The sequence below is a fragment of the Sporolactobacillus sp. CQH2019 genome (assembly GCF_028765345.1).
Classification (GTDB): domain Bacteria; phylum Bacillota; class Bacilli; order Bacillales; family Sporolactobacillaceae; genus Sporolactobacillus.
In genome coordinates this window covers 142364-161719 of the sequence record NZ_JARAJZ010000004.1, presented here as the reverse complement: position 1 = coordinate 161719, position 19356 = coordinate 142364, and the positions used below count along the sequence as shown (strand labels likewise).

Sequence of the window (19356 nt, the reverse complement as noted above, 5' to 3'; positions counted from 1 at the left end):
GCCGCTGGTCGGCAAAAACGGCCCGCTCCCGGTTCGGGGGGCGGGCCGCTCGGCCTTTTTGCCGTGTCAGACGGCGAGCATCTTCCTGAACTTTTCTTCATCCAAAAGCGGTCCGACATAAAACGGCCCGAATTCGCCGTAACGGGCGCTTACCTCGTCGAATCGCATTTCATAGACGATTTTTTTGAACTGGAGTGCGTCATCTGAGAAGAGCGTAACTCCCCATTCCCAATCGTCGAAGCCGACCGAGCCGGTGATGACCTGCGTGATTTTTCCTGCATAGCTGCGCCCGATCATGCCGTGGCTTTTCATCAGTTCGCGCCGTTTTTCCATCGGAAGCATATACCAGTTGTCGTCCTGATCGCGTTTTTTATCCATTGGATAGAAACAGAAATAATCAGATTTAGGCAGAAGCGGGTACAGGCGCTCCCGGACGCGGGGATGGGCGTACGGATCGCCCTTGCCGCTGCCGAGATAATTGCTCAGTTCGACAACGGAAACATAGGAGTAGGCCGGTACTGTCACTTCGGCAAATTTCGATTTATTGAAGGCTGTTTCCAGTTCGTTCAGCTCGTCCATCGTCGGTCTGAGCGACATGATGACGAAATCAGCCTTCTGACCGAGAATGGAATAGAAGGCGTAGCTGCCTTCGTGATTTTGTTCAATTCGGTTCCACTCCGCCAGAAAATGGCTGAATTCCTGAACGGCTTCCTCTTTTTCATGAGCTGAAAGGGCTTTCCATAAAGACCAGTCAATAGTTCGGAAATCATGCAGGCAGTACCATCCGTCGAGTGTCTCTGCTGCTTCGGCCACGATAAGTCACCTCTTTGTCTGTTTGCTACTTATTTACTATAGCACAGTGCGGGGGCTGTCTGCGACCAAGTCATCTGCAATTTTCACCCTAATCAAATTAATTTTCAGGATGTAGGATCGGCTCATTTAGTTTATACTGAAAATACGCATTAATTTTAATTGGAGGGGCCAACATGGCAGATTTGTTTGACAGGCTTAAAGCTGAGGTGAAGGAAAAGAAACCGACGATTGTCTTCCCTGAGAGCGGAGATGAACGGATTCTGGCGGCGGTCCGGAAGCTGGCGGACGAGGAAATGGTTCAGCCTATTCTGATCGGAAAGCGCGGGCAAGCCGTGCCGGAGATAGGCGCACTGGCGGATCAACAGAAAATTCTGTTCAGGCATCCCGAAACGGAAACGAAGCTGGACGAACTGGTTGAAGCGCTCGTTGCCCGCAGGAAGGGGAAAACCGACCGTGAACAGGCACGAAAATGGCTCGCTGATCCCGTATATTACGGAACCATGCTCGTCTACATGGGGGAAGCGGACGGGCTGGTGAGCGGAGCCGTCCATTCCACGGCGGACACGGTCCGGCCGGCGCTTCAGATTATTAAGTCCCAGCCCGGGAAGAAAAGAATTTCCGGATCGTTCATCATGGTGAGAGACACGGAAGAGTTTGTTTTTGCCGACTGCGGCATTAACATTACTCCGGACAGTGAAACACTGTCGGAAATTGTGGTGGAATCGGCCGAAACGGCCAAACTGTTCGGGATCGATCCGAGAATTGCCATGCTCAGCTTTTCCACCAAGGGATCTGCGAAAGATCCGGCAATCGATAAAGTGACCGAGGCTGTAAAACTGGTCAGGGAAAAGGCCCCGGAACTTCTGATCGACGGAGAGCTGCAGTTTGATGCTGCTTATGTGCCTTCCGTGGCTGAAAGGAAAGCGCCGGGCTCCCCGGTCGGGGGACGGGCAAACGTCTTTATTTTTCCGAATATTGATGCCGGCAACATCGCTTATAAGATGGTCCAGCGGCTCGGCGGCTTTGTAGCAATCGGACCGATTCTCCAGGGCCTGAATAAACCGGTTAACGATCTGTCGCGGGGCTGCTCGGCGGACGATGTCTATAAGCTGGCAATTATTACAGCGAAACAGGCATTATCGCTTCGCCTGCATCAGAAAGCCTGATTGCCTTTTTCCCAGTCACTGTCATCCGTTTTAAGCCAGGGAGGGGATGCACAATGAAGAAACTGAGTGCCCTGATCGCCGCGGTATCGGCTGTTTTCTTGATTGCCGGCTGTGCGAACGGCAGCGCCGGAAGTTCAGGCGGAGCCAAAAGTTCAGCCGGACAGAGCCAGGTACAAAACTCGGAAGCGGGCAGCAGCACGGCTGCCAGCCGGAATGCTCGAACGGAAAGCAGCGCCTCGTCGAACGGCTCGTCCGTTGAACAAGGGTCGCTTGAACAGACTCAGCAGGAAATCCGGTCGGCACTGAAAACGACGGCAGGCCTTAAACTTCCGCAGATGGTTCCTGTTCCGAAGGGTTATTATATTTCGGCGCTTGCGCAGCACACTTCTTCCGGTTATACGGTCACTTACAAACAAACGGCCCGTCCGCTGAAAGTGAATGACCCGTCGCTTTCGCAGGCCCGGACTCTGGTCACACTGAAGGCCACTGTTTATTCAAGCGACGCAGAAGCCGGGAAGCAGATTTCTTTTCACCGCTATGGTGCTTCCGACGGCCAGTCGACCGATCTCGGCCACCGGATAACCGGCTACACGTCGGCGGGAGCCGGTACGGCCGGCGTCTCTTGGAATGAAGGGCGCTGGACACTGATGGCCCTGTCTCCGACGCCCGATCAGGTCAAAGCAATCAGTCTGGCGAAAAGTGTCGTTGCCTATCTGGATGTATATCTGCTGCCTGTTCCGCATCAATACGGCATGATTCAGGTTTATACGGACAGCCGGAAAAGCCTGGCCATGTGGCAGGACGGCCGGACCGTCTACCAGCTCACGGATGCTGCCGATCCGATGAGCCTGGTACAGATTGCTGTTTCGGTAAAATAATAGTGATAAAGAGCTTAAATTCTAAAATAGGTTAAGCAAGATTGAACCGGTTTCCTTATTGCGGAGCTGTCCCTGTTGATGAACAGCTCCGCAATTTTTTGCTGATTCGGGTGAACGGTCCGATGACCGGGAATAATTTGTATCCTCTTCAGGTAAGCGCCTGTCTGTGAAAAAATTTTACCGTTTTTGGTGTTATATGCTCTAAGTGGCATCTTAATTTCTATGGTTAATGAACCTGAACCTAGTCCTATCATGGACTACGCCGATACCGATGGGCGCAGTAGTTGGTGCACGAGTGCTGCAACTATGATAACGGAAATTGCATCGCACTAGACGATGGAGAGAAATGGATCTGCGTTCAGAGTATTTTCTACTCCCCACTGTGTCGAGGGTTCCAAGCGGCCGTTCTCCCGCTGGATAAGAGACTGGAAAGCGCCCTACTCTACTGAGGGAGTGAAAAACGCTGGTCCTATGCGAGGCGCTGTTCCTCCTCAGCTCCAACCGAGCGAGGACTGTTGCCGGACGGGGGCGCTGCCGTGTGGAGCGCCGCGAGACAACGGAAACGATACGTGATTTCTGCGTATTTAGGGCTGGGAAAAACCTGATAAATCAAGGCTTCCAGTCACGCGCCGACAGGGGGCCTGTGTGTTTGTTTTTCAAGGCCCGGAAAGTGCCCCTTTAAGGCCAGTAAATTCCCATTTGATGATTAGTGCCGGGGTGCCTATGAACAAAAAAGCCATCGACAACTCCACTACATCTGCTGCTGTCCCGCCTATCGTAAAAGAAGAAAATGCCCCGTTTGTGAAGAAAATCGGCAAGGCCGTTTACCGGGTGCGAGTCCACATTAGCACCGCCGGCAGGGAGACCATGAGTAACAAAATCAAACGAATACTCCGAAATGAGATCAACCGGATGTGATACTCAAATTTCGATAAAACAGTCTTCGATAATTTGTTAAAGCAGATAGCGTGACATTGGGGAGCTATTGTGCCGTTTTAACATTAAATGGGAAAATTCGCCGAATTTTGATTGAATCGCGGCGCAGAAAAAAGGAACTTTTCCTCTGAACCGGCTGGAAAAGTTCCTTCGCTTCCTGTTCAATGAGCCGGGCTTAACTGTTCTCGAATTTATCCACTCTATCTGCCGGCCGGCTCATATGTTGTGTGCGGCTAAACGACCGCAGATTTTTTGTTGAAAAATAGTCACCGATGTCGGCAGCCGATTGTCTTTTCTTAAAATGACTGTCCGGCCGGGTTCAGGAACGGCCCTTTTTAGTCTTTTCCGGACGGAAGCCTTCTTCGATCAAGTATTCCCGTGCCTCGAGATATGTCCGGAAGGTGCCGTCCAGCAGTTCTCCGGCATAGACATTCCAAAGATCGTTTTCGTAAATCACCTCCAGACTCTGGCCGCTGCGGTTTATCCAGATTTCATGATCGACTCCTCCGGCGGTTGCGGCCTCATAGGCGCCTTCTGCGGACAGGGCATGAATCGCCTTTTTAATGATCCCGCGCAATTCTTCCTCCGAGAAATCCCGGATGTTGACCATGCCCTTTGCATCGGGTTCGTATCCGTCGATATCCTTAGCGTAGCCGTAGCCGTTGCCATTGGGATGCAGATGATAAATGACGTTCTTTTTATCTGCGACGCTATCCGCATATTGGAAATTAATCCTTCCGAGCGAGACTTCTTTTTTCTTAAGTTCGGGAAATGATTCAATAATTGACAGTTTTTGCTGGTAATCAAGCATCGAGATTGTTCCACTCCGTTTACTCCAATTTTTCTTCGGTTTATTATAGCATACAAAGGACGGGACAGTGAAACGCGGCCGGGGGACTGCATCCGCCCGGTCCTTAAGATTGGATCAATTTCTTATCGGCGTTTTCTTTCACCGTGAAATGTTTCCGTAAGGAATGAACGTAACGAAAACGATTGCCGCAGATAAAATAATCCATCAAAAACTTGATTGCCCATGACGAAATCATGTCTAAAATATGAATGCTGCTTTGTGAAAAGGGAGCTTGCCCGCTCCCCTTTCCCACATAATTTTTATCTTTCAAATTTATTTGAACCTATCGTATTTAGTCGAAATAGAACACAAAAAAAGCCAGCAATTGTTGACGATTTTGTCAGTATATTATTTTAGCCATTAGCGTTTTATTTTCCCGTCACATGATTGCGGACTATAAACAGAACCGGAATAGCGCCAAGCTGCAGAAGCACCGATATTCCAGCCAAAGCCGGCAATGAAATACTGTAGATGGTACCCATGATAAAACTGCCCATAAACCAGAACAGCCCGAATGCGGTATTAAATATGCCAAAGCCGGTTGCACGGTGATTTTTGGCGACAAGGCCTGTGACGGTCGATTGCATGATGGATTCCTGCGCGCCCATTCCGATTCCCCAAAAGATGATTCCAACGATAATGAGCGCCGTGTTTCCGGTGAGGAATACAAATGGTGCAAAGAATGCCGAGATAGCTGTTGCTATGATGAGCGAAAGCAATCCTTTTTTATCGTAGAGCCATCCGAAAAACAGGGCGGACAAAGCGTCGATTCCCATTGCAACGGCATAAAGAGCAGGAATCATATTGTCTGCGAAAAGATTCTGATGCACCAGATGATAAGATATCAGCGAGAAATCGGCAAATCCGGCGGCAATCAAACTAATAGACACCATGTAAAACCAGAATGAGTGTTTAAAATGAATCTTTCCTTCGGCTTCTTTGGTTCTATCAAATGCATCCGGTGTCGGATAGATTTTTTTTGATATCAGTAACATAATAACAGAGAGTATGGCGGCGATGCCAAGCACCAAAAAGCAAACGGCGTATGCATTTTTTGTACCGGACGAACCTTTCAACGTCAGGATAACAAAAAGAATGACCGGGCTTATAAATGCACCGAGTTGATCAAGTGCTTCCTGAATGGCGAATCCCTTTCCCGCGCCTACTTCACTTGCGGCAAAGGAAACCAGCGTGCTTTTGGAGGGTGTTCGGATCGCCTTGCCGAGCCGTTCGAGAATAATCAGTCCACAGGCGTAAATCCAGCCGTTTGCGGGAACGATTGCGAGTAACGGGATGGCTATAATATTCATTGCGTAGCCAACGATTGTCATCGTCCAATACTTTTTCGTTCTGTCGCTGATAAATCCGGTAACCAGCCGAAGAGCGTATCCGATAAATTCACCCAGCCCTGAGACAAAACCGACCGTTGCGGCGGTCGCACCAAGGAGTCCGAGGTAAGGACCGATGATACTTCTTGCACCTTCGTAGGCCATGTCAGACAGAAGGCTTACAATTCCCAGCAGAATGATAAAAGAATAAGCGGCTTTTTTCATATTGTTCATCATTCAAATCACGACTCTCTGTGTAATAACTTAATGATTGCCACAGCTGCAGCGCTCAGAATTGCAAGCCAGAACAGGACGATTACGGCGGAAACAACATAATTTTTCGGCTCTTTGTCCGTTTCAAGTTTTTGGGCCCTTTCACGGCAATCTTCCATAATCTCAGATGGAATCAGCCGGATAGCAAGCCAAATAAGGGCGGGAAGAACAATTGCATCGTCGACAAATCCCAGAACGGGTATGAAATCGGGAATCAGGTCAATCGGGCTGAAGGCATATCCCACGATGATAATGGGTAAGATTTTTGCGTAACCCGGTGTTCGCTTGTCCTGATACGCCAGCCACAACGCAGAAATGTTCATCTTCATTTGTCTGGCCCATAGCCGGATCCTGCTTATCAGATTATTCATCATTTCTGTTGTATACCTCGTCACTGAACCGGCTCAACAAATCTTCGGACTTCTTCAGTCTCTCAGCTGCTTCGGATTTGAAGGAGCAATCGAAATAGTCTTTTCGGATGATCTTGTTCAGCCAGATGTGCAGTTTTTTAATTTCGTGCTCGTTCTCTTCGACTTCTGCATAGGTAAAGTTTTCTCTTTCCGTTTCGCGTTTTATTTCATGCCCGAAATCATCACATTTATCAAAGAATTCTTTAAAATCCTGTTTCCGTTCACTGTTGAAACCGTCGATTATTTTTTGATTTTGGGCCTCGTCTTCGATCACCGTGACACAATAGATGGATTTGCCGCCGTTCTCGCTGATCTGTTTTTCAAGGGCTTTTAGTTCTGATTTTGCAGCTTCGGATTCCGGAAGTATCCAAATCGATTGCAAAACATTGAGCGCGGCAATCGACTTGAGCTTTCTCCAAACAGCCATCCTGTTCTTATGCATTTCTCTTGGAATCTGATAGATAATCGTTATCCAATTCATGATAGGACCTCAAATGCTTTTGTAACCAGTATAACATGTTATACTGGTTACAATATATTTTTATTGTCATATTATCAAATAATGATGATTTTTGGCCGCTTTACAAATTACTTTTATCGTCTATAAAGGCCATGCCGGGCATTGACACACGGGGAAGCAGCGGCCTCCGGAGTGATAGTAGTTGTTTTAACATTATGTAAAAATTTTTGCTTGTAATAACCTTTCTTATAAATTGTGCCGTCAGCCGGCCCCAAAAATCTGCGGGGACTCATCCAGGCCGGCGGATGGCGTTCCATGTACGGCCCATGCCCGTCCGCTGCTGTTGAAAGGAGCCGGTGCCTGTTAAATATTTTTTCTCAGTTCTGATCATTCACGCTTATTGATCCTTTGGCCATTACTGTTAATATTCAGCGCTTAACCGATGATTCTTTGACTGTAACTGTTGATAGTGGGCAGTTTACTGACGATAGAGCGGCGGTTATTGGATAAGAGTATAGATTCTCCAGCCTATACGGACGATTTTCGTCAGGATGTCGGCATACGCAGCGGATTGCGGCCGTTTTCGGATTTTAACACCATCTGCGCATGATCCCGTTTAAGAAATCTATTGCCGCTCGCTATGCCTATACCTGCTCTAATGAACGAATGACGGATTCACGCTCCCGTCCGGCCGGATACATGAGCCGAGCGGATGCCCGGTTTTTGTTTTATGTCTTAAATTTTCTATTTTTGAATTGACATGATTTTCCGCCTAGTGTACTATTTAACTAGCACAGTAAAACAAAGATAAATCAGTAACTGGGGGGTTGACGATGGCGGCTTGGACGGCCTTATTAAAAAAGGAGATGCGGCTTGGAGGCCCTGGCTTTTTGATTTTCCTCATATCTCAGGCTGCCGTGATGGCTCTTGGCATTTATCTGGCCTATCGAAGCGGCAGCCGTACAGCGATGGCTGTAACCGGCCTGATTTTAATCGGGTTTCATTTTCTTTATCTATTTGGTTACATGGTTGTCAATGTCTCTATGGAAAAAAAGACTTTTCATTTGTGGCTGCACAATCCGCTGCCCGGTTGGTCGCTGCTGGCCGCAAAACTCGTCAGCGGCATCATCTACATGACGTTTTCGCTCCTTGTGATTGGAATCTATACATGGATCGGGTATCTGATGTCAGGTCCAATCCCGTTGTCCCATGGGATGCATATCTATCGGACCGGCATCCTGGTTATTGCTTATATTTACTGGATTGCGATTTACATAGGGATTGTTTTTATCTTTCTATGGCTGGTTTTTCTCTGCCTAAGATCGAGAATGGGCCGTGCGGCGTGGGCGATCATGATTGCGGGCATGGGAGCCGCTGTCTTTCTGTTAGTTAAACTTACGCAATATGGAATTTTTGCAGCCATCACAGAATGGGGGAAATTGCCGACAGGGTTTGTTGATTATTGGATCTCATCCGGCGTGCATGTTTATTCGGATCCGGTATATCTCGGCAGTTACGTGTTGGATCTTTTCGTCATGGCGCTTTTCTTTGCTTTATCGGCCTGGCTGATGGATCACAGACTGGAAATGTTTTAAAAATCTGTACCGGAAATCGTACGAAAGAGGGTATGGAAGATGGCAGAAACGTTTAACCCCTCTGTACCGATCTATCTCCAGCTTGGCGAGCGCATCAAGAACAGAATCATCCGCGGAGAAATCGGCGTCGGCGAGCGGCTGCCGTCCGTGCGGGATCTGGCGATTGCTTCGGGTGTGAATCCGAATACGGTACAAAGAACCTATCGCGAGCTGGAGGAGGAGGGTATTGTGGAGAAGCGCAGAGGGCAGGGGACCTATGTGACGGAAAATCAGGAGGCACTTGGCCGGATGCGCAATGAGCTGAAGAAACGGCATATCTCCGCCTTCGTTTGCGAAATGAACGAAATGGGTTATTCGGAGGCCGAAATGCTGGAAGGGCTGAAGCACTACTTTGACGAAAATAGTACAGGGGAGGGAAGGCAATGATCCAGCTGGAGCATGTATCGAAACGCTATCTGACAAAAAGGGCGCTGAGGGACGTCAGCCTGCAGATTGAACCGGGACATATTGTCGGCCTGATCGGCTCGAACGGAAGCGGGAAGTCGACGACGCTCAAATTGATCTCCGGCCTCATCCGTCCGACAAAGGGAACGGTGCTTGTCGACGGCGTCATGGCAAGCAGGAAGATCTGTACGAAAGTCGCTTTTTTGTCGGAACTGGACGCCTACTATACTTTTTTCACGGTAAAACAGACGCTCGATTTTTACGAGCAGACGTTCAGTGATTTCAATCGGGCAAAGGCGGAGAAGATGATCGACTTCATGAAGCTGGACCGTGACCAGAAAGTCAGGCACTTATCAAAGGGCAATCGCGGCCGGCTGAAGATTGTCGTCACACTGTCCAGAGACGCGCCGTTCATCCTCATGGACGAACCGCTGTCGGGGCTTGATCCGATGGTTCGCCGCTCGATCATCAAAGGGCTGATTTCGTTCGTCGATCTTGAAAAACAGACGGTTGTGCTGACGACGCATGAGCTTCATGAAGTCGAACCGCTGCTGGACACGGTCATCCTGATCAGAAATGGCGAAATTCTTGATATGAAAAGTGTCGAAGAAATTCGCAGCAAGGAAAATCTCAGTTTAGTCGATTGGATGGTGAAAGAGTATGAACAATAAGGCCGAAACCGGGAAGAAACCTGCGGTCAAATTGGAACACGTGACCAAGAAATTCGGCAGCAGGACGGTGATTGATGATCTGAGCTTTGAAATCTACGGCGGCGAGGTTTTTGGCTTTCTCGGCCCGAACGGTGCAGGGAAAACGACAACGATCCGAATGGTCGTCGGTCTGATGCGGATGACGAAAGGCAATATTTTCATCCAGGGGCACAGTGTAAGAGGCGAATTTAAACAGGCGATGCGCCAGGTCGGAGCGATCGTTGAGAATCCGGAGATGTACAAATTCTTGACCGGCTATCAGAACCTTATCCATTATGCGCGGATGATCCCGGGGATCGACCGGAAACGGATCGACGAAGTCGTCGGTCTGGTCGGCCTGAAAGAGCGGATTAACGAAAAAGTCAAACGCTACTCGCTGGGGATGCGGCAGAGGCTCGGCCTGGCTCAGGCCCTGCTTCACCGTCCGTCCGTTCTGATTCTCGATGAACCGACCAACGGACTCGACCCGCAGGGCATCCGCGATCTGCGCAATTATCTGCACGACCTGACGCGCAAAGAAGACGTCGCGGTGATCGTCTCCAGCCACCTGCTTTCGGAGATGCAGCTGATGTGCGACCGAATCGGCATTATCCAGGAAGGCAAGCTGCTCGGCGTGGAAACGGTCCATGCATTCGTTCAGGAAGGCGGGGAAAAAGTCCGCCTGACTGTTGACGATGGTACCCTGGCTGCTCAGGTGATTAAAGAAAAACTGGCGATCGAAGCAGATGCGGTCGAGGCTCAGGCGATTGAGCTGGCAATCCATCGCGAAAAGATTCCGGTTGTCATCGATACGCTGGTCATGTCCAAGGTGAAGATCTACGGCGTCGTTTCGGTAACCAAATCACTGGAAGACAGATTCCTGGAAGTGACTGGAGGGAAAGGCCTTGTCTAACTTTTTCGCACTCATTCAAAATGAAAATATGAAAATTTACCGCAGGAATGCCACCAAAGTGATGCTGATCATCCTGCTTGGCATCATTCTGGCCGCCGGACTGATCATTAAACTGAATCAGCCGGCGCCCAAGGAGAATCCCCAGTGGAAGCAGACTCTGGCGCTGCAAAATAAGGCCTATCAGCGCGAGATGGCGCAGGTTAAAGGAAGTAAGCAGGCCGTCAATTATTACAAGCAGACGATTGCCACAAACCAGTACCGGATCGATCATAATCTCAAGCCGGCATCGGGGATGACCCTGTGGAGCTTTATCGAACAGTCTGCGCCCAATGCCGCCCTGTTGATCAGTATTTTTACGATCATTGTCGTTTCGACCTCGATCGCCAGCGAATTCGATACCGGGACGATTAAGCTGCTGCTGATCCGGCCGATCTATCGAACGCAGGTGCTGCTGTCCAAATATCTTTCGGCTTTACTGTTCGCCGTTTTCTGCCTGGTTGTCCTCTTTGTCTTCTCCTGGCTGATCGGAGGCATTATGTTCGGATTTGGCGGAGTCACCGAAGCCCATCTGAGCTATATTAACGGCAAGGTGTACGAAACAAGCTGGGTGCTTGCGATCTGGAAAAACTATTTGCTGAGCTGTGTATCGCTGTTCATGATGGTCACGCTTGCCGGACTGATCGCCTCGGTCTTCCGCAACGGCGGGCTGGCAATCGGTCTGTCTATTTTCCTGCTGATGGCCTCCTCGATCATCATCTCGCTTCTTGAGAGCTACAGCTGGGTGAAATATGTCCTGTTCGCCAACACCGATCTGACGCAGTACACAACGGGGACGCCGCTGCGCAGCGACATGACACTCGGCTTCTCGCTGGCCGTGCTCGCCGTCTATTATGTTGTTTTTGTGATTATCGGCTGGCTGTTTTACACGAAACGGGATATCAAAGCCTGAACGTTTGCATGCTTAAAAGTATTGTTGAGTCCGCGCCTGCAATGACGGTGCGGATTTTTTATTAATAAAAATGTTTATTTCCTCAATTCATGTATCCAGCCGTGCTGCTGCGTGAATACGCTTTCATTTATTCTGAAAAGCGATCGGCCTGTATGAGCGCCGGTTTATTCTTTCGAATGTTCCGGCGAAAAGGGGGATATTCTGCGCGGAAAGGCGTTAAATGTGGCGGAAACATCTGACCTTTTCTTCGGCTTGCCGCGTATTCGTATGAATCATAGAGAGAATATCGCTGGGAAGTCGCCATGAAAAGGAGCGGCCGCCCCGAATCCGGCTAGAGCCGCACCGAAATAGAGAGAAGTCGCCCCAAATCCGGCTAGAGACGCACCAAATAGAAGTGGTCGCCCCGAAACGGGCTAGAGACGCACCGAAATAGAAAAAAGTCGCCCCGAAACGGGCTAGAGCCGCACCGAAATAGAGAAAAGTCGCCCCGAATCCGACCGCCAGCTGTCGCAGCGGGCCATTGCCTATTTTTAAAGGCCTGCCAAACAGCAGGTTTTCTTTATCCGGGCCGGCTGTCCGAAAGTTGATGCTGTTCCGGATCGGCCGGTCCGAAAATCAAAAGGTCCGGTTCGGTATAAAAGTCGATTTTTTCCCAAATTTATCTTTTGAAAGGGATTTCGGGCTAAGATGATAAAGGGATAGATCTTTCAGGAAAAGTTAAAAATTGCGTTGTACGATGTTTTTGTCCGATGAGGATGCGGTGCACAATCGCGGTTAAGCCAGTAAGGAGGAAAGATCATGAAAAACATTTTTTCATTTAAGGTCTGTGCGGCGGCGTTTCGGGTAAAACCGATGATTCGTTTCTACCGTTACTGTGAAAAAATGGGACAGACTGTCTATGTCTATGGGAAAAACAAAGTAGAGAAGGTCCATCAATTGCCGGAATTGCTCTCTTTTCTGTTTGCCAATCTATCGCGGGAAAACGATTGTCTAGTTGTCGTGGAGGGCGATCATGTGAAACAGCTGAAAAGGACGCTGCTGAAGGTCGGCGGTGCAGGGATGCTTGCAGAGGGTTACGCCTGAATCATTTTCCGCCGTCGGGTCAAGCCGGCAGAAAATCAATCCTGTCCGGCCAACTGGGCAGAGGACGGCACAGCGATCCAGCCGAAAAGTATCGCGGCCTGCCTGCCGCGGATGAGAGTACGGGATAAAAAAAGTGAAATGAAGCCGTTGAAATCTCCAGTAATAAAGGGATTTCAACGGCTTTTTAATTGTCCGGTTCCTCAATCAGGCCTGGATGACCACTTTTGTATTAAAAGGCACATGCTCGTACACCCATTTCGCATCCGGAACAGTCAAATGAATGCAGCCGTGCGAATCTTTCTGACCCAGCTTTTCGGCATCGGCAGTGAGCACATGCTGATTTTTGTCCATCGGCACACTGTGAAAAAGGAATTCGCCGTGGTTTTTCCAAGAGACCCAGTATTTAGCCCCTTCATTATATTGAGGGGTATAGAACCATTGGCCGCGTTCGGCCTGAATGTAATAGGTACCGGTCGGTGTCGCGTTATCCGGGTCGGTACCCAACCCTGTCGAAACGATCATGGTGTACAGCGTCCTGTTGCCGGTTTTTATATACACTTTTTGCTGTTTGATCGAGACGTCGAGCCAGATGTTTTCGCCTTTTTTCAGGACGGGATAAGTACCTCCGGACGGAGCGTTCCAATTAACGGAGGCATGGGATGCTGAATTTGCCTGCGTCGATGATGTCTTTGCCTGGTTCTTCTGAGTGGCGGAAGTGTCAATTCTGGACTTCTGCTGATCCGAATGATCGGCCGAATTTTGGGCGCATGCGGCCAGTCCCAGGCCAATCACGAATGCCAGCAGGATACAGCTGCTTTTTCTAAAAAAATTCATGGGTAATCTTAACGTCGCCCTCTCTATAAAATAAGCTAATCATCATATTAAATAATTTCGAAGCCGGCCGGTCCAAAAAGAGGGCCGCCGTTCAATCCTGCTGCGGATGGATGGCATCGTTGCCGAACGCTTTTTCATTGCGGCGGATCATCCGCTCGTAATAGATGCCGAACTGCCTGCTCTCGCGATCGGAAAGAGCAGACGGCACGACTCGGCCGAGTGACTGTAAAGTCCGGAGAATGGCAGTGATGATCATGGAGACAGTCAGTCTCTGACCGCTGATTTCCGCGAGTGAAGCTATCACGAGCGGATCGATATTCGGGTAGGCGAAGCGGGTTTTCTCTCCTTGAAGACCCATTTTGTAAAAGTTGCGGATTAGCCGCGCCCGTTCCGGCCCGCTGCCGCCCACGCACAGATAGATCTGCACGGCGACGCCGTTTCTGATCCGGCGCTGCGAGATGCCGGCAAATTTTCGCCCCTTGGTGCTGAGATCATAGCGCCCCGGACAATAAGAACGGGCGATTTCTCCGGTTTCGAACGAAATGGCAAACGGTGTCAGCATTTTTTTTGTAAAGTCGACCATCGCCTGAAATGATTCGTCAATCGACAGCGGCTGTTCTTTTTCGGAAAAAATCAGCGTGAGATTCAGTACATCGTCATCCAGTACAACGGCCAGCCCGCCGGAATTTCTGACCGCATAGCGGTAGCCGGCGCGACGAAGGACCTGAAGTGCATCGTTCAAGTGCGGAAGCCGCGTATCCTGAATACCGAGCATGACCGTCCGGCGATGCACCCACAGCCTGGCCGTGCACGGAGACTCTCCTGCACCGACCGACCGGCACAGTGTATCATCAACAGCAAAAGACTGTCTGCCGTCAAAACCGCTGCCAAGTGAAGATTGGTCGATCACCCGCCAGACAGGCTGATCAAGGAGGAGAGACATTGCGCATCGCACCTTTCAATCTGTATCTCGTCTTATTATAACGTATGCCCGCCGCCGGTTGCACCGTATTTGCTGGAAAACAGCCATAGGGCTGATTCCGGAAACCGGCAGTCACGGTTCCGGCCGGGCTTTGCTGCTCACCCGAAAAATAGAGGCAAGGTCATGGGCGGCGGTGTCTGGCATCGTCCGGTTCAGAAAACGCATCGCTCCGCCCGCAGTTTGCCACTGCCGGCGGAGCCATTTCAGACTCCGGTGCAAAATAACACCGCAAAGAAGCAGATTCTTTTCCTTTCCGCACCGGTCGGGTTATGATGGCTTTATAACAGACGCAGGAGGTTTTACTTTTTATGAAAGCCGTTGTCATCGATCGATATGGAGGCAAAGAAGAATTACATGAAGTTCAAGTTGAAAAACCGGTTCCCGGCCCGCACCAAGTGATCGTGAAATTGTCCGCGACGTCGGTCAATCCGATTGACTGGAAGCTGCGTGAGGGTTTTCTGAAACAAATGTTTGACTGGCCATTCCCGATAATACTCGGTTGGGATGCTGCCGGAATCATTACGGAAGTCGGCGAGCAGGCCGCCGGATGGAAGAGAGGCGACCGTGTCTTTGCGCGGCCGGCGACCACGCGATTCGGAACCTATGCCCAATATACAGCCGTGGATGACGATCTGCTTGCCCGCATTCCGGAAAATATTTCGTTCGCCGAGGCAGCTTCTGTCCCGCTCGCCGGATTGACGGCTTGGCAGGCCCTATTTGATCATGCCGATCTGAAATCCGGGGAAAAAGTGCTGATTCATGCCGGAGCAGGCGGTGTCGGCAGCTTGGCTGTGCAGTTCGCAAAGGCACGGGGAGCGTATGTGATTGCCACGGCCGGAGCGGAAAACAGCGATTTTCTGAAATCGCTGGGCGCTGACGAAGTTATCGATTATCACACGGCACATTTTGAAAATGTGCTCTCGAATATTGATGTTGTGTTTGATACGATGGGCGGAGAGATTCAGAAGGCAAGCTTTAAAGTGCTGAAAAAAGGCATGGGCAGGCTCGTTTCCATTACCAATGCGCCCGACCGGACGCTCGCCGAACATTACGGGGTGTCGGCGGTATCGATCTGGCTCAAGGAAAACGGCAAACAGCTCAGCGAAATAGCCGGTCTGCTTGCATCCGGAAAGGTGAAAGCAGTCGTCGGCTCCGAATTTTCTTTTTCAGAACAGGGAATCAAAGAAGCCCACGCCTTGAGCGAGACGCATCATGCGCGCGGAAAAATCGTCATTACGTTTGATTGAAAGGCCGGAAAAACCGGCGGGCAGCAAAAAGACGCCCGCATGCCGAACCTGGCCGGAAAGACGCCGGAACCGGCCGAAAAACTGATAAATCTGGCCGAAAGACTAGAAATTCAGCCGGAAGAGCACCTAATTCGGCTGCCGGCTTTTCCCGGAATCCGAAGCGGGTCTAATGTCAGTTGAACGGCGGCCGTGTCAAGGCCGGATCCGATCCGAAATTTAAAGCGTGAATGCAAAACTGAAAATTGAGGCCGAAACGGTGAGCGGGTTCAGCACCCATTCACTGAATCCGGTGTGCATGAATGTGCCAGTAAAAGTGATGTGCGACTATTTTTTAACAACAAGACCATTGTTTGGCCGGATATCCTAAAAACGCCGTCGCGGATCGCGCCGAAACACCAGCGCTTACAGCCTCGCGCTGGCAGATAATGAAGAGGAAACGATCAATGCGCTCGACCGTCCCGACGGACGAAGCGGTCCCGTTCCGGGTAAAATTCCGGAGCCTTCCTCGTCCCCGGCAGAATTTTTGAAGAAATCTGATGCCGATCCGTCAAAAGCGGGCATTCGCTAAAACGATGCCCGCGATTTCAATTTAAAAAGGCTGGAAAAAGTCCTGGTTGAATTCGGCCGTGACTTCCTGAAGAAAGTCCGAAAGGAGTTCCACGAGGAGAAAGCCGGACAACACTATCAAAAAGGACCGGAGCCACTCCGGTTCTTTTCTTTTAGGCTCTTGACAGCCTTTTTTATACGTAAAAGTATGGCTAACGGCCCGGCGCGATGTGTTAAAAAATCTGATCCGCTCCGCCCGATAAGCTCCCGCCCTGACCAATGGGACCGCTCCCTGCGGAATCCGCAGCCGCGTCGCACCCTATGCGGCCGGATCCGTTCCCTCAGCTGAGATGATCCAGTTTTTCCTTACAGAATCCGTCGTAGGGTTCGACTGCCGTCCCCGCCTTGAGCATTTCCTTAGCCAGCAAAGTCTGATCCTCGGATTCCAGTTCCTCCAATAAACGAATCATGATTTGTGAAAGCCGAATTTCCAGTTTTTCAATCAGTGAACCGCTCCACTCATCCTGGAAGACGGCAAGACAGGAAGGATTATAGATATTCAGTTTATGAATAAACTGTTCAGTGCGTGCGGCGAGCGGAATCTCCTTCAGAAGCAGCGGTTTAAGGTCTTCCATGAAATCGAGCAGATCGCATTCGAATTTTACGTTAAGGGCGACCGCTTCCCGGCTGATCATCAGTGCGTGATCGAGCGAATGCTGAAAAATTTTGTTCAGGTGGTTCAACTGGACGCGCAGACGGGTTTTTGCCTGAGAAGCGGCAAGCTCGGGCATGAATGTGTCGATCAAAGCCGTACGGGTCACAGAGCCGTGATTCATGATGATGTAGAAAAGCAGTTCCCTGGCGTGGCGCTGATTCCACTTGCCTTCAATGGGGCGCTCATCCCAAAGTATCTCAACGGTGCCCTTCATGACCGTCATTCTCAAAGAGGGACGGCGGATGTGCAGTTCACTGAATCCTTTGTCAAGAATCCTTTTTAATTCGTCTGCCGCTTTTTGATGGGCTGCGGAGAAGGGGAAAGGCGCCTTTTGGCCGCGAATAAAAAAATTTAAACGAGCAGCCACAATTTTCGGCTGATCCAGTTCGATGAGATGCGAAGCCTCGGGAATAATGAGTCCTCTGCCGTTTGGCAGTTGTGAGGCAAGAATGACGGACAGATTTGCCGGGAATAACGGGTCGAATTCGCCGCTCATAATCAGAACCGGCAGTTTTAAGCGGCTCATTTCCCGAATCAGGCTGAAGCGATCGGCAAATGTCTGATCCGTCATCACAGTAATGATCTGTTCGAAATTCCGGGCCGACACACGGTTGAACGCATTTGTGATCAGCGTTGTTTTTCCGGGAGTAACCGGATACACATTTTCCGCAACAATCTTTTGGGTCAATAAGCGGCGGTCGACTGTAAACAGCCGAATGATCGTGTGTAATTCTTTTCTATAGATTTCTTCCGGGACATAAAAGGGCATGGACATAAAGCTCAGTGTCCGTACGAGGCGGGGATAGTTTTCCGCGAACAGAAAAGCAAGCACGCCGCCGAATCCGCTGCCTGCCAGATGGACGGTGTCAAGGCGCAGTGTGTGCATCAGCGACAGTATTTCACGGAAAAGCTTTTCAAATGAAACGGGGCCGGCACTGTCCGTCGTTTTCCCATGGCCGAAATAATCATAGACGAGAATGTTAAAGGACGGATCCAGAAACGGAACAAGTGCGTGCCAGACCGTTGAATCAACGCTCAGATCATGAAGCAGCAGCAGGGTCGGATTTTTTTTATCCAGATAGCGATAATCATAATGAAGACGGTAATCATCAATATGAAGGATCGGCACGATCAGTTCCTTCTTTCAGATCAGTAGATTTAGGGGAGGTTTAAACCGGGCCTTTGCCCGCCGCTGTGGGATGTTGCAGGATGTTCAGGTGCCTGAGGGCCTGCAGACGGACGGCATAAGGGCTGAAAGCGGGATGATACACGATCTCTTTATTGTTTTTGACAGGAATCCGTTTTCATCTGCTTTTTTGGCAGACACGGGCTTCTTGTTCCGCGGGTTTAACCTGTGTCGCGATCAGAAGGACGCTGCTCATACTTTTTACCCAGGCAGGTAAAAATGTACTATAAAATATTATAAACAAATCTTCAGAAATCGGAAGAAAAAAGAACTGAATCTTGCCCGATCCACGTTTTATCATTACAATAGAGAGCGTAAATTGGACGGCAGAGTTCGAAACCCTCCTCTGCCTTAGCAAAAAAACTACGGGAGCGATAACGAATGGATCACACAAAACAAACTGCCGGCGTCCCCTTCAGACTGCTCATCCTGGCGATGCTTTTTGCCACCTGCCTGATCGCCGCCAACCTCGCAGCATCAAAAATTTTCTCACTCGGCGGATGGTCAATGACCTCCGGCATTATTATCTATCCCTTAACTTTTCTCATCCTGGATAGCATGACGGAAATCTGGGGCAAGCAAGTCGCCCGCAAAATCGTCTGGATCGGGCTGGCGGCGAATATTCTCTTTACTTTGCTGCTGCAGGCTGCGGTTCATCTGCCGCCGTCTCCGTTCTGGAGCGGCCAGCGGGCCTATGCGGCCGTGCTCGGTGCCGTGCCGAGAGTGGTTTTCGCGTCTCTCTGCGGCTATACTGTCTCGCAAATGCTTGATATTGCCATTTTCATCCGGCTGAAGGAGCGTACGAATGGAAGAAAGCTGTGGCTGCGCAGCTGGATGAGCACCGCTGTCAGCCAGCTGGCCGATTCCACGGTATTCATGTTCGTCGGTTTTTCCGGCACGCTGCCTCTTGCCGTCATTCTTTCAACCATTGGCAGCGAGTATATTCTCAAATTCTCCTACTCGGTCATCGGTGTTCCGCTTATCTATCTGGCCGTTCACTGGGCGAGGGGAAAAGGACGGCCGGCTGCAGCGGTTTCGGAGATTCGCTGACAAGCATAA

The 19356-nt window shown here is 50.1% G+C and carries 20 protein-coding genes; 12 read left to right on the top strand and 8 right to left on the bottom strand.

The window, feature by feature from the left end; all coding sequences use genetic code 11:
* Positions 1-66: 66 nt before the first annotated feature.
* Entirely contained in the window at positions 67-813 is a 747-nt protein-coding gene (hemQ, locus tag OYT88_RS07230) for a hydrogen peroxide-dependent heme synthase (protein ID WP_274398956.1), read from the bottom strand.
* A 173-nt stretch (positions 814-986) separates the two neighbouring features.
* On the opposite strand from hemQ, the gene pta reads away from it, so the two are divergent.
* From pta to OYT88_RS07210, 4 genes are all read left to right on the top strand, one after another.
* Positions 987-1979 carry a phosphate acetyltransferase gene (gene pta, locus OYT88_RS07225; RefSeq protein ID WP_274398955.1) on the top strand — a complete coding sequence of 331 codons (993 nt, stop codon included), beginning with the start codon at positions 987-989 and terminating at the stop codon, positions 1977-1979.
* 53 nt (positions 1980-2032) lie between these two features.
* Positions 2033-2857, top strand: a complete 825-nt coding sequence (locus OYT88_RS07220) for a hypothetical protein (protein WP_274398954.1) — start codon at positions 2033-2035, stop codon at positions 2855-2857.
* A gap of 287 nt (positions 2858-3144) precedes the next feature.
* A complete protein-coding gene (locus OYT88_RS07215; protein WP_274399197.1) occupies positions 3145-3306 on the top strand; it encodes a cysteine-rich VLP protein in 162 nt (53 codons plus the stop codon).
* A gap of 196 nt (positions 3307-3502) precedes the next feature.
* Complete coding sequence (locus tag OYT88_RS07210) at positions 3503-3775, top strand: transposon-encoded TnpW family protein (protein ID WP_274398953.1); 273 nt, start codon at positions 3503-3505, stop codon at positions 3773-3775.
* Between the two features lie 337 nt (positions 3776-4112).
* On the opposite strand, the gene OYT88_RS07205 is transcribed toward OYT88_RS07210, so the two are convergent.
* From OYT88_RS07205 to OYT88_RS07190, 4 genes are all read right to left on the bottom strand, one after another.
* Positions 4113-4604 (bottom strand): hypothetical protein, encoded by a 492-nt coding sequence (locus tag OYT88_RS07205; protein ID WP_274398951.1) that lies wholly within the window; start codon positions 4602-4604, stop codon positions 4113-4115.
* Between the two features lie 407 nt (positions 4605-5011).
* On the bottom strand, positions 5012-6208 hold the full coding sequence (locus OYT88_RS07200; protein ID WP_274398950.1) for an MFS transporter: 1197 nt from the start codon (positions 6206-6208) through the stop codon (positions 5012-5014).
* Between the two features lie 5 nt (positions 6209-6213).
* Positions 6214-6573 (bottom strand): YkvA family protein, encoded by a 360-nt coding sequence (locus tag OYT88_RS07195; protein WP_274398948.1) that lies wholly within the window; start codon positions 6571-6573, stop codon positions 6214-6216.
* Between the two features lie 34 nt (positions 6574-6607).
* Positions 6608-7135 (bottom strand): Chromate resistance protein ChrB, encoded by a 528-nt coding sequence (locus tag OYT88_RS07190; protein WP_274398947.1) that lies wholly within the window; start codon positions 7133-7135, stop codon positions 6608-6610.
* An 812-nt stretch (positions 7136-7947) separates the two neighbouring features.
* Here OYT88_RS07190 and OYT88_RS07185 point away from each other — a divergent pair.
* The 6 genes from OYT88_RS07185 to OYT88_RS07160 all read left to right on the top strand — a co-directional run bounded on the left by OYT88_RS07185 (position 7948) and on the right by OYT88_RS07160 (position 12787).
* Entirely contained in the window at positions 7948-8709 is a 762-nt protein-coding gene (locus OYT88_RS07185; RefSeq protein ID WP_274398946.1) for a hypothetical protein, read from the top strand.
* A gap of 39 nt (positions 8710-8748) precedes the next feature.
* Positions 8749-9135 (top strand): GntR family transcriptional regulator, encoded by a 387-nt coding sequence (locus OYT88_RS07180; protein ID WP_274398945.1) that lies wholly within the window; start codon positions 8749-8751, stop codon positions 9133-9135.
* Positions 9132-9824 (top strand): ABC transporter ATP-binding protein, encoded by a 693-nt coding sequence (locus tag OYT88_RS07175; protein ID WP_274398944.1) that lies wholly within the window; start codon positions 9132-9134, stop codon positions 9822-9824. Before OYT88_RS07180 ends, OYT88_RS07175 begins: the two co-directional genes overlap by 4 nt.
* Complete coding sequence (locus tag OYT88_RS07170; RefSeq protein ID WP_274398943.1) at positions 9814-10755, top strand: ABC transporter ATP-binding protein; 942 nt, start codon at positions 9814-9816, stop codon at positions 10753-10755. The genes OYT88_RS07175 and OYT88_RS07170 overlap by 11 nt, the downstream gene beginning before the upstream one ends.
* Complete coding sequence (locus tag OYT88_RS07165) at positions 10748-11704, top strand: ABC transporter permease (RefSeq protein ID WP_274398942.1); 957 nt, start codon at positions 10748-10750, stop codon at positions 11702-11704. Before OYT88_RS07170 ends, OYT88_RS07165 begins: the two co-directional genes overlap by 8 nt.
* Positions 11705-12502: 798 nt before the next feature.
* A complete protein-coding gene (locus OYT88_RS07160; RefSeq protein WP_274398941.1) occupies positions 12503-12787 on the top strand; it encodes a hypothetical protein in 285 nt (94 codons plus the stop codon).
* A gap of 204 nt (positions 12788-12991) precedes the next feature.
* Here OYT88_RS07160 and OYT88_RS07155 read toward each other — a convergent pair whose 3' ends face one another.
* Positions 12992-13621, bottom strand: a complete 630-nt coding sequence (locus OYT88_RS07155) for a L,D-transpeptidase (protein ID WP_274398940.1) — start codon at positions 13619-13621, stop codon at positions 12992-12994.
* A gap of 91 nt (positions 13622-13712) precedes the next feature.
* Positions 13713-14564, bottom strand: a complete 852-nt coding sequence (locus tag OYT88_RS07150; RefSeq protein ID WP_274398938.1) for a lipoate--protein ligase family protein — start codon at positions 14562-14564, stop codon at positions 13713-13715.
* A 347-nt stretch (positions 14565-14911) separates the two neighbouring features.
* Here OYT88_RS07150 and OYT88_RS07145 point away from each other — a divergent pair, with 347 nt between their 5' ends.
* Positions 14912-15850 carry an NADP-dependent oxidoreductase gene (locus tag OYT88_RS07145; protein ID WP_274398937.1) on the top strand — a complete coding sequence of 313 codons (939 nt, stop codon included), beginning with the start codon at positions 14912-14914 and terminating at the stop codon, positions 15848-15850.
* 887 nt (positions 15851-16737) lie between these two features.
* On the opposite strand, the gene OYT88_RS07140 is transcribed toward OYT88_RS07145, so the two are convergent.
* Positions 16738-18240, bottom strand: a complete 1503-nt coding sequence (locus tag OYT88_RS07140) for an alpha/beta hydrolase (RefSeq protein WP_274398936.1) — start codon at positions 18238-18240, stop codon at positions 16738-16740.
* Positions 18241-18678: 438 nt separating this feature from the next.
* Here OYT88_RS07140 and OYT88_RS07135 point away from each other — a divergent pair, with 438 nt between their 5' ends.
* Positions 18679-19347 carry a queuosine precursor transporter gene (locus OYT88_RS07135; RefSeq protein WP_274398934.1) on the top strand — a complete coding sequence of 223 codons (669 nt, stop codon included), beginning with the start codon at positions 18679-18681 and terminating at the stop codon, positions 19345-19347.
* Positions 19348-19356 lie beyond the last annotated feature (9 nt).

Excerpts from the sequence above, each read along its gene's own strand:
- pta (WP_274398955.1), top strand. The coding sequence starts at position 987 with ATGGCAGATTTGTTTGACAGGCTTAAAGCTGAGGTGAAGGAAAAGAAA.
- OYT88_RS07160 (WP_274398941.1), top strand. The coding sequence starts at position 12,503 with ATGAAAAACATTTTTTCATTTAAGGTCTGTGCGGCGGCGTTTCGGGTA.
- OYT88_RS07195 (WP_274398948.1), bottom strand. The coding sequence starts at position 6,573 with ATGAAGATGAACATTTCTGCGTTGTGGCTGGCGTATCAGGACAAGCGA.
- OYT88_RS07145 (WP_274398937.1), top strand. The coding sequence starts at position 14,912 with ATGAAAGCCGTTGTCATCGATCGATATGGAGGCAAAGAAGAATTACAT.
- OYT88_RS07135 (WP_274398934.1), top strand. The coding sequence starts at position 18,679 with ATGGATCACACAAAACAAACTGCCGGCGTCCCCTTCAGACTGCTCATC.
- OYT88_RS07150 (WP_274398938.1), bottom strand. The coding sequence starts at position 14,564 with ATGTCTCTCCTCCTTGATCAGCCTGTCTGGCGGGTGATCGACCAATCT.
- OYT88_RS07200 (WP_274398950.1), bottom strand. The coding sequence starts at position 6,208 with ATGATGAACAATATGAAAAAAGCCGCTTATTCTTTTATCATTCTGCTG.
- OYT88_RS07205 (WP_274398951.1), bottom strand. The coding sequence starts at position 4,604 with ATGCTTGATTACCAGCAAAAACTGTCAATTATTGAATCATTTCCCGAA.
- OYT88_RS07170 (WP_274398943.1), top strand. The coding sequence starts at position 9,814 with ATGAACAATAAGGCCGAAACCGGGAAGAAACCTGCGGTCAAATTGGAA.
- OYT88_RS07185 (WP_274398946.1), top strand. The coding sequence starts at position 7,948 with ATGGCGGCTTGGACGGCCTTATTAAAAAAGGAGATGCGGCTTGGAGGC.
- OYT88_RS07180 (WP_274398945.1), top strand. The coding sequence starts at position 8,749 with ATGGCAGAAACGTTTAACCCCTCTGTACCGATCTATCTCCAGCTTGGC.
- OYT88_RS07190 (WP_274398947.1), bottom strand. The coding sequence starts at position 7,135 with ATGAATTGGATAACGATTATCTATCAGATTCCAAGAGAAATGCATAAG.
- OYT88_RS07155 (WP_274398940.1), bottom strand. The coding sequence starts at position 13,621 with ATGAATTTTTTTAGAAAAAGCAGCTGTATCCTGCTGGCATTCGTGATT.
- OYT88_RS07175 (WP_274398944.1), top strand. The coding sequence starts at position 9,132 with ATGATCCAGCTGGAGCATGTATCGAAACGCTATCTGACAAAAAGGGCG.
- OYT88_RS07220 (WP_274398954.1), top strand. The coding sequence starts at position 2,033 with ATGAAGAAACTGAGTGCCCTGATCGCCGCGGTATCGGCTGTTTTCTTG.